The organism is Mitsuaria sp. TWR114 (assembly GCF_007997345.1).
On the sequence record NZ_VOSR01000491.1, the window covers coordinates 1 to 8002 of the forward strand.

At 70.3% G+C, this 8002-nt stretch carries 7 protein-coding genes; all 7 read left to right on the plus strand.

Annotated elements, in window-relative coordinates:
- A partial coding sequence (locus FUT87_RS17410; protein ID WP_186830594.1) for an AAA-associated domain-containing protein occupies window positions 1-461 on the plus strand: 461 nt, incomplete at its 5' end.
- Window positions 462-571: 110 nt separating this feature from the next.
- Complete coding sequence (locus tag FUT87_RS17415; RefSeq protein ID WP_147241830.1) at window positions 572-1405, plus strand: HEAT repeat domain-containing protein; 834 nt, start codon at window positions 572-574, stop codon at window positions 1403-1405.
- Between the two features lie 210 nt (window positions 1406-1615).
- On the plus strand, window positions 1616-1816 hold the full coding sequence (locus tag FUT87_RS17420) for a hypothetical protein (protein ID WP_147241831.1): 201 nt from the start codon (window positions 1616-1618) through the stop codon (window positions 1814-1816).
- Window positions 1817-1835: 19 nt separating this feature from the next.
- On the plus strand, window positions 1836-3077 hold the full coding sequence (locus FUT87_RS28965) for a hypothetical protein (RefSeq protein WP_186830595.1): 1242 nt from the start codon (window positions 1836-1838) through the stop codon (window positions 3075-3077).
- Window positions 3074-6484, plus strand: a complete 3411-nt coding sequence (locus FUT87_RS17430) for a hypothetical protein (RefSeq protein ID WP_147241832.1) — start codon at window positions 3074-3076, stop codon at window positions 6482-6484. Before FUT87_RS28965 ends, FUT87_RS17430 begins: the two co-directional genes overlap by 4 nt.
- A gap of 48 nt (window positions 6485-6532) precedes the next feature.
- Complete coding sequence (locus tag FUT87_RS17435; protein ID WP_091721103.1) at window positions 6533-7447, plus strand: LysR substrate-binding domain-containing protein; 915 nt, start codon at window positions 6533-6535, stop codon at window positions 7445-7447.
- 95 nt (window positions 7448-7542) lie between these two features.
- The coding region (locus FUT87_RS17440) for a malonate decarboxylase subunit alpha (RefSeq protein WP_186830596.1) at window positions 7543-8002 on the plus strand (460 nt) is incomplete at its 3' end.

The following is an 8002-nucleotide window of genomic DNA, read 5'->3' on the forward strand; positions in this document are numbered from 1 at the left end:
TGCTGGAGCTGCTGGCCGATCCGCCCTTCGACGGCCGCGCGGACCTGCCACAGCTCTGCGAGGAAGCCGGCCTGCCCGACGCGGAGCTGCTGCCGGTGGCGCACGCGCTGGCGCTGCTGGGGCTGGCGCAGCTCGACAGCGGCGACCTGCAGCTCACCTCGCTGGGCCGGCGCTACGTCGAGGGCTCGCATGGCCTGCGGCGCGATCTCTTCGGGCAGCAGCTGGTCACCCACGTGCCGCTGATCGCGCACATCCGCCACAGCCTGGAGCAGGAGCCCAGCGGCGAGATGCCCGACAAGCCGGTGCTGCGGCTGCTGAGCGAGCACCTGGACGATGCCGAGGCCGGTGCCGTGCTGCAGACGGCGGTCAGCTGGGCGCGGCATGGCGAGGTGTTCGAGTACGACTACAACACCGGCGCGCTGCGCCTGCCGACCGGCGAAGAGGAGACCGCGACGCGGTGAGCGGTCGCCGGCCTCGCCAGGAGGCCGGTGGCCCTTGCCACCGGGATGAGCGTCAGGCGCGCGGCGCCGGGCTCGGTAGAGTCGGGGCTCCGCGACTGCGAGCCGCCCCGATGAAGCGCACCGCCCGCCCCCGTTGGAAGTCCCTCGGTGTCGATCGCCTGCTGCGCCATGCGCTGCGGCACTGGCACGCCGACGAGGGCTGGCGCGCGATCGAAGCCCTGCAGCGACGCGGATCGCCCGCGGTACTGGCGCGGGTCGTCGCGCTGTGCGCGAGCCCGAACGTCCGGCGACGGGCCGTGGGCGTCTCGATCGCCGCGCAGCTCAGTCGCCACACGCAGGCTGGGCTCGCCTTGTACGCCGAGGAGGAGACGCAGCGCCTGCTGCTGCGCGGCCTGGCCGATCCGCATCACGACGTGGTCCGGGCGGCGGTGGGCGGGCTGGGGCTGCGGCCGCATGGCGAGAGCGTTCAAGCGCTGCTGCGACTGGCCTCGCATCCCGACGCCAGGATGCGCTGGCAGGTCGCGGTGGCGCTGGGGTCCTACGAGGAACCCGAGACGATCGCGGGGCTCATCCGCCTGAGCGCGGACCCGTCGGACGAGGTGCGCGACTGGGCCACCTTCGCGCTCGGCTCGCTGCGGATGGAGGACTCGCCGGAAATCCGGGCGGCGCTGCGGCGCAACCTCGACGACGCCGACCTCGACGTGCGCGGGGAAGCGCTGGTCGGCCTGGCCCGGCGGCGTGACGACGGCATCGTCGACCGGCTTATCGAGCGGCTCACGCCCGATTGCCATGTGTACGAGCTGGACGCGGCGGAGGCGCTGGCTGATCCACGGCTCCTGGCGGCGCTGGTCGCATTGGCCGAGGCGAGCGGTCCCGGCCCCCGGTCTCCCTCGTGGCTCGATCGACTGAAGGACGCCACCGAGGCCTGCCGCGGCAGCGCCTGATCCGCGTTTTCCCGGGCGCCGGGATGGGGGGCGCCTGATCAATCCTGATGATGACGCGCGGCCAACGGCGCACCGAGCATGGAGCCCTTTTCCAAAACGAAGGACCGCCATGGCCGAGCCGACGACCGGAAGCGCCGCCCAGGATCTGTCCTCGGACGGCCGGCCCGACCGCCGCCGACCGCGCGCACGGTACGGCAGCTCGACCAGGAAGTGTCCCGGCTCTCGGAGCTGGTCAGGCAACTGACCGGACGGCTCGAGGACCTCACCTGGAAGCTGGACCGTCACCAGAAGCGCCTCGAGTCGATCGAGGACCATCCGCCCTTTCCGCTCGATCAACCCACCCGGCACTACGCCACCGAGACCCAGTCGGTCAGCATGGCGCGGCGCAAGCGGCTGGGCCATCTAGGCTGACGGGCGGCGTGCCCGATCGATGCTGCAGGTCCGCTTCTCCATCGAACACGGCTTGGAGAACTACTCCATCGCACCCGTGCCGGCGCCATGCACGCCGGAACAGGTGCTGCGCATGGAGGTGCGCTTCGCCGGGCTGCCGGCGCTGGTGGCGACCTGGCTGCGCATTCATCTGAAGACGGGTCGTCCGAACCAGTTCAGGATCGCGGCCCTCCTTCTGCTGATCCTCGCCATCGTCGGCGGCGCGCATTACCTGGCCCTGAGCCCCCACTTGGCCGCGGCATCGTGGAGCACGCAGGCGGACGCGGCATCGGGCGCGACAGCGCAGGCACCAACCGCGATGGCGACCGCGACAGCGACAGCGACAGTGACATCGATGGCCACAGTGACGGCGACAGTGATGGCGACGCCGACGGCCGCGGCACCGTCGGCGAGCCACGGGGCTGCTGCGGTCCTCCAGCATCTGCTGATGATCTGGACGCCGCTGGCAGTGGCGATCGCCGCCCTGATGGCCCGTCTGGCGCGCCCCAACCTGACCGACATCTATGTCGTCGCGCTGCGTCCGCACGAGCCCTTCCCGACGATGGAGTACTTTCTTGCGCGATCGCGCGACAAGCAGGTCTACGCGATCCGCTTCCTCAGCGAATCCACCCGCGACCGCTTCTTCGGGCATTTCGCCGACGGGCCGCGCCGTGCGCGCCTCTCGCAGAGTTCGATCAACGTCACGCATGCCCACATCGGGCCGTTCGCGCCGACCGGCCTGGCGGCCGCCATGTCCGGCTACTGGAGTCTGGTGAGGCTCAGCATCGGCCTGATGGTCGAGGAGAACGCCTCGTCCAACACCCGCGCCATGGCCTTCACCTACAAGCAGCACGAATGGCTGTTCATCGGCTACCTCATGCTGCTCGGCGCGGCGGCGCTGCTGGTGGCGCTCGGCGTGACGCCCGGCGACCAGACCTTCCAGTTTCCGGTGCTGATGGCGGGACTGGGCGTCTGCTGGGCGGCGGCCTTCCTGCTGCTGAACCGCGGGCTCTCGGACCACCTGACCGAATGGGAACGTCGTACCGCCACCGCGCCCTTCATGGGCTGCCCGGTGTTCCGCTACTCGGAGCGCGATCAGGCCAGCGGCCGCTGGGAACTGGTCGACCTGCGGCAGATGGAAGCCCCCATCCATCGGATGGGCCTGCCCGGAGACAAGGTGCTCGAGATCGCGCTCGGCGTGATGCTGATCATCTACCTCACCCTGCTGCAGCTCATCAAATGACCGCCAAGCCCGCCGCCGTCAACGACGCGATGCTCCAGTTGCTCTGGGTCCTGTTCTCGGACGCGAACTCGCGCTTCAACACCCTGATCGAGGAATGCGCCCACCTGCAGGACACCGTCATCGGCCTGACCACCGACCCGGCGCTGCTGGACCGGATCATCCACGAGTGCGCCGCCGACGACGCGGTGCGCGGCTTCTCCCGCGTCGTGTGCTGCCAGCCCAAGCGCAGCCGGGAGTACTACCGCGTCTGCGTCCGCGACCGCGCGTTCCTGAGCCTGTGGACGCTGCTGGGCGGACTCATCATCGCGCTCGACAAGAACCAGCTCACCCACGAAGAGACCTACCGGCTCGCGGTGGACGCGCTCCTGCGCGGCGAGCATGCCCCCGACGCGGCGGACGACGCGCCGCAGCGACGGCCCTCGGACCGCGTCTTCTGGTACATCCAGACCCGCGGCTACTTCCTGACCGAGGTGTTCCGGCACTACACGACGCAGCTGGAACATGCCCACGAGAAGGTGATCCAGATGCTGGAGAACCAGCCGGGCAAGCTGCCGACGCCCATCCTGCTGCGGCGCTGGAATTCGGCGATGTATGGCGAGTTCCTGTCGGAGTACAGCCGTCACGTGAACTGGGAGGCCCACAAGCTCGTCTCCATCGCCGCCGGCCGGGACCCCGCCGATGCGGACGCCAGCGCCAAGCTGACCGAGGACCTGTCGCTCACCCACACGTGGACCCATCAGCCCACCAGCATGGCGCAGCTCTTCAAGGTCGAGGTCAAAACCGATCGGGGCGATCCCGCCAGGAACTACCCGCACAAGCGCGCCGCGGGCCACCGCTTCGCGACGGTGCGCAGCGCCTACTTCTACATGGAGCAGCCGATCCTGCTGCCGCTGCTGTACCACGAGTGCGCCCACATCGCCTTCTCCAACCGCGCATTCGCCGGCGCGCAGGGTGACGGGCACCACCCGGCCGACGTGGAGACCTTCTTCTCCGCGCGCGCGGCCGCGATGCAGTCGCTGCGCATGATCAAGTTCCCAGACGGGACGGCACAGGCGCACTACGAAAACTTCTGGGACCACTTCACCGAGGAGGTCTGGGCCGACGCGCTGGCGCTGGCGCTGGGGGGGCGCGGCTACCTGGTAGCGCTGGCGCTGCAACTCTTCGGCCTGTCGGGCGAGGAGAGCTTCGACCACTTCGACCTCGACACGGACACTGTCCACGAACTGGGCGGCCTCGGCCGTCCCGCCAAACGCAAGTACCCCGAGCCGCGGCCCCAGGAAGAGGTCTCCTACTTCTGGGAGGCGCGCCTGCAGATCGCCTGCGACCTGCTGGCTCACCGCGGCGACTGCCGCACCCCGGAATGCGACCGTCGCTGGATCTCCGCGATCCGCGACCTGCTCGCCGGCTATGCCCGGAGCGGTGCCCGGGCCCATGCGCGCGAAGGCACCTCGGCCCGCCATGAAGTGCTGTGGGAGTACCGCGCCAAGCTCAACGACTGGGTCCGGAACACCACGGGGCGCTACCTGCTCCAGCACTTCGGCGCCCTCTTCGGCAACTCCCCGGTCTGCACCACCTACGAGCTCGCCACCGCGCAGGAGCGCCGGTGCCTGGAATCGCTGGTGCGCGCCTACCGGCAGCGCTACATGCCGCAGTTCCGCGGCCATTCGGAATTCCGGCTGGACGAGCACCACCGCCTCGAGCACCTGCCAGCAGACATCCGATGGCATGTGGCCCGCGACATCACCGCGGCGATGCGGGCCTCCGAGGCCTGCCCACCCATCACCTCCTGGCAGGAGCTGGCGCCGACGGAGCCGTCGTCCTCGGCGCCGCCGCTCATACGGCCCTCGAGCATCGAGGACTGGAGCCAGCGCTACGCCAACTGGATGCGGCATGACGGCGGCGTGGCCTTCCGGGTCGCCCTCGAGGCCAGCCGGCTGCGGCTGTCGCTGCTCGATGCGCTGGCCGACGAGGTGGAGCGGGTGCAGGCCGAGCACCGCCAGCAAGCCGCGGGCGGCCCGTCCGCCAAGTCCGGCGTGGCGTTCCTGCCGCCCTTCCACACGCTCTCCGCGGAGGCCGTCCGCGACAGCGCGAGGTGCGGGGACATCGTGGGGCAGCTGCGCCGCCGCCAGATCACCAACACGCGACGGCAGGATTCGGGCTGGACCAAGGCGGCACTGCGTCTGGTGGAGGACCGCGTCGGCCGGGAGATGGATCGGCTACTGGACTACTTCGTGTCGCTGGACGAGCCGCCGCCGTCAGGGACCGGCGCCGCCCCGACGCCTCGGGCCGGCCAGGCCCGCGGCGAGGCACCGGTGGGCACCCTCGCGCTGGGGATCATCCGCCCGGACGAGATCGCCCGGCAATCGACGACTGCCGGTGGCTCGCCGTACCTCGCCAGCCTGAACGCGTTGGAGGGGCAGTGGAAATGGTCGCGGGATCGCCATGCCGAAGTGGCCACCGGCGCGGGGCCGCCGTTCCTGCGCAGTCGGCCCTCGATCGGCACGGCCTACGCCAGGTTGCTAGGCGACTATCAGTTCCTCGCTTACGCGAAGGGCACCACGCCGGTGGAGCGCGACTTCCACGCGCACGGCGACGTGGCATCGCTGGCGGGGGACGCCGAACCGCGCCTGATCCGGCGGCTTGTGAAGCCGCGTATGGTGCTGCAATTGGCCGGCACGGAGCTGAAGGCCGCCATCGAAGCCCATGGCGCGTCGCATTGGGGCCGGCTCTCGCTGATCCGGTTCCGATACCGGTGGCAGTGGACGGAGCTCGTCGACCGGCTGGAAGGCGACCTCGCCAACGAACCGGCCCCCGTGGGCGAGCGGCTGCTGGGTTACTCGCTGCTCTCCTCCAGCGCCTGGGAAGACGTCATCCTCATCACCTGGTACGACAGCCAGAAGCCGCTGTGGAAGGCGATGCGGCGGCTCTCTCTCGCTCCCGGGCTCTACAGCGGCATGGACATCCAGTCCACCTTCCTGCCGCCCACCGACTGCTGCGGCAGCGACTGCCCCGCCGTCGCGTTGACGCCGCCGGACCTCGCCCACGCCCGCGAGCGACATGAACGCTCGCAGGCGGCGGACGAGCCCAAGCCCAGCGACTGGGAGATCGCCTTCTTCGAATGGGCCCGCCAATGCGGCGCGGTCGACCGTGTCTATTCACGCTCGGGCCGCTACGACTACACGGTGCTCTGGAAGCAGGATCCGCCCGGCGAGCCGACCGACGTCCTGGGCCACTGCATGCGCGGCCTGGCCTCGATCCCCAAGGAGGTCTGGCAGCAGGTGTCCAGCGTGATCTCGTCCTACGAGGTGCGACGCTGGCACCTCGAGGGGCACGAGCCGGTGATCGATCCGCTGTCCCGGCTCACCAATGAGGCCGTCACGCACTTCGCCATCAAGAACCGCATCTGACCGTGCCGGGGACACAATGGGCCCTCACGCCCCAGCCGACGGTCCCCCATGCTCCCCCGCATCAGCGAAGAGATCACCTTCCGCAAGCTCGAGATCCTGATCACGTTCCTGGAGAGCGGCAGCCTGGCGCGCGCCGCGGAGCGGCTGGGCACGAGCGCGGTCAGCGTGCATCGCGCGCTGCATTCGCTGGAGGCCGGCACGCGCTGCGCGCTGTTCCGGCTGGAGGGCCGCAACCTGCAGCCCACCGACGCGGCCCATGCGCTGGCCGACGTCGCGCGCGAGATCCTGCAGCGCATGGACGAAGGCATCAATGCCACGCGCGCCATCGCCGGCTACGGCGCCGAGCGCATCCGCATCGGCTCGCTGTACTCGCTGACCAGCGGCACCGTGCCGTCGATGATCATGGCGCTCAAGGCCCGCAAGCCCGAGGTGCAGGCCGAGCTGATCCTGGGCTCCAACTCCGACCTCACCCAGCGCCTGCGCGACGGCACGCTCGACGCCGCCGTCATGGGCCTGCCCGAGTCCGCACCGGAACTCGAGACCCACGCCCTCTTCGACGATGACGTCTTCTTCGCCGCGCCGGCCCAGTCCCCCTACGCCGCGCTCGCCGCCATCGACCTGCGGGACTGCGCCGAGGAGCGCTTCGTCAGCCTGCAGGAAGGCTTCGTCACCTACAGCCGCTTCGTCGACGCCTTCCGCATCGCCGGCTTCGAGCCGCAGATCGTGATGAAGACCAACGACATCTTCTCGTTGATGAACCTGGTCGGCGGCGGCATCGGCTGCACGCTGCTGCCCGGGCGCGTGCGCGCCGTGCTGCCGCCCAGCGTCCGGCTGATTCCCCTCCAGGAGCGCTACGCGGTGCGCCAGACCATCGCGCTGTGCTTCCTTCGCGCCCGCGAGCGCGACCCCAACCTGCTGGCCCTGCTCGCCGCCAGCCGCACGCTGCGCCTGGGTGGGCACTGAGCCGTCCCGGACGGCCTCGATCATTCCGCTGCGCGTAATCGTCAGGCGCGGCGGTTGATTGATCGGGCGCGGCGGCGCCCGTACCGTCCGTGCCCATGGACCGCATCAACCTGGACACCAAGGCCCGCGACCGCGCCGCGCGGATCGGCGCGGCACGCGAGGCGCTCGGCACGCGCCTGACCGGCAGGCAGGTCGAGACCGACGCCATCGTCGACCTGCTGCACGCGGTGCTCAAGCCCGGCGACCGCGTCTGCCTCGAAGGCAACAACCAGAAGCAGGCGGACTTCCTGGCCAAGGCGCTGGTGCGGCTGGACCCGGCCCGCATCCACGACCTGCACATGGTCCAGTCGGTGCTCGCGCTGCCCGAGCACCTGGACGTCTTCGAGCGCGGCATCGCCAGCCAGCTGGACTTCAGCTTCTCCGGCCCGCAGGGCGCGCGGCTCGCCAAGCTGCTGTCCGGCGGGCGCGTGCGCATCGGCGCGATCCACACCTACCTGGAGCTGTTCTCCCGCTACTTCGTCGACCTCACGCCCAAGGTCTCGCTGATCGCCGCGC